The sequence below is a fragment of the Microvirga sp. P4_G7 genome, assembly GCF_056401005.1.
This window is the reverse complement of the sequence record NZ_JBFUKD010000914.1, coordinates 1-1,198: the sequence shown is the minus strand read 5'-3', so window position 1 is coordinate 1,198 and position 1,198 is coordinate 1. Positions and strand designations below refer to the sequence as shown.

The following is a 1,198-nucleotide window of genomic DNA, read 5'->3' as shown; positions in this document are numbered from 1 at the left end:
TCGGTGGAGTGATCGGCCGCGCAGCATCGATCGAGGCTGCGCGCGCCTCAATTATCCTTCCGCTTTATGGCGCGGATTTGCGTTTCATGCCGTTATGGTCCGGCACTTCGACGAGGGCTCCGACGATTCTCCTGACCAGGGGCATGACCGCGAGCGCCGTCGGGAATGCGACCGCATAGGAGACGCTCCACGCCTGCAGGATCTTGAGCGCCGTCCCATTGTCCCATCCCACGGCCTTGAGCGTTGCGATCGTCGAGACGATGCCGGACATCAGCAATGACAGGATCAGGGGAAACACCACGATCTGCGCTTTCGCGGGAAGTTTCCTGAACCGGCGGCGCGGTAGCATCGCCTCCTCGGTCAAGACATCCATCCCGGTTCAATCGGCCTGATCGACGCGACGAGTTCGCGCGCGAAAAAGGCTTGGGTATGCGGCAGGCTCATATGATGCGCCAGCGCGTCGGAATCCGCGAAATCCTCGATCAGCAGGAACGCGGCTTCGTCGTCGAGGGCCTGAAAGAACACAAACTCGCGGCAGCCGGGCTCCGCGTGCGTCGCCTTTTGCAGATCGAGTAACGCCGTACGGGCCGCCGAGGCGAGTCCTGGCTTCACCTCGATACGGACGACCTTCCGGATATTCGATGGGGACATTGTCTTCTCCTTGTTGGATATCCCATCTTGCAATCGCCAGGTTCTGTGCGAAATTCCCCACTCCCTCCCATTGGGTGTGAAAGAATCGCCATGTTCGATTGGGACGATCTCCGGCACTTTGCGGCCCTCGCCGACGAAGGATCCCTGTCGGCCGCGGCGAGGCGATTGCGTGTCGAGCACGCCACCGTGTCCCGTCGCGTCGCGGCACTCGAGGCGGCTGTCGGCGTCAAACTGGTGGATCGCCGGTCGGGCCGCTACGTACTGACCGCCGACGGCGAGCGCGTAGCGGAATACGCCCGACGCATCGAGGCCGATGCATTCGCCATCGAACGCGTGACTCGGGCGCGGAACGAAGACGTCATGACGGAAGTATCCGTCAGTGCGCCGCCGGTCGTTGCGATCTCCTTGATCGCGACGCGTGTGGCGCTCCTCAAGACAACGCACCCGCGCCTTCGCTTACGCCTTCTCGGTGAGAGCCGCACAGTCTCGCTGCTGCGCCGGGAAGCCGACATCGCGCTACGGCTGATGCGGCCAAGCGACATGAGCC

At 63.0% G+C, this 1,198-nt stretch carries 3 protein-coding genes; 1 reads left to right on the top strand and 2 read right to left on the bottom strand.

From position 1 onward, the window contains the following. Positions 1–64: 64 nt before the first annotated feature. Together AC1DT3_RS21865 and AC1DT3_RS21860 are read right to left on the bottom strand one after the other, a co-directional pair. Entirely contained in the window at positions 65–349 is a 285-nt protein-coding gene (locus AC1DT3_RS21865; RefSeq protein ID WP_477467276.1) for a DUF2798 domain-containing protein, read from the bottom strand. A gap of 11 nt (positions 350–360) precedes the next feature. Further along, complete coding sequence (locus AC1DT3_RS21860; protein WP_477467275.1) at positions 361–651, bottom strand: putative quinol monooxygenase; 291 nt, start codon at positions 649–651, stop codon at positions 361–363. 90 nt (positions 652–741) lie between these two features. On the opposite strand from AC1DT3_RS21860, the gene AC1DT3_RS21855 reads away from it, so the two are divergent. Continuing rightward, positions 742–1,198 (top strand): LysR family transcriptional regulator (locus tag AC1DT3_RS21855; RefSeq protein WP_477467274.1); only part of this gene is annotated, 457 nt, incomplete at its 3' end.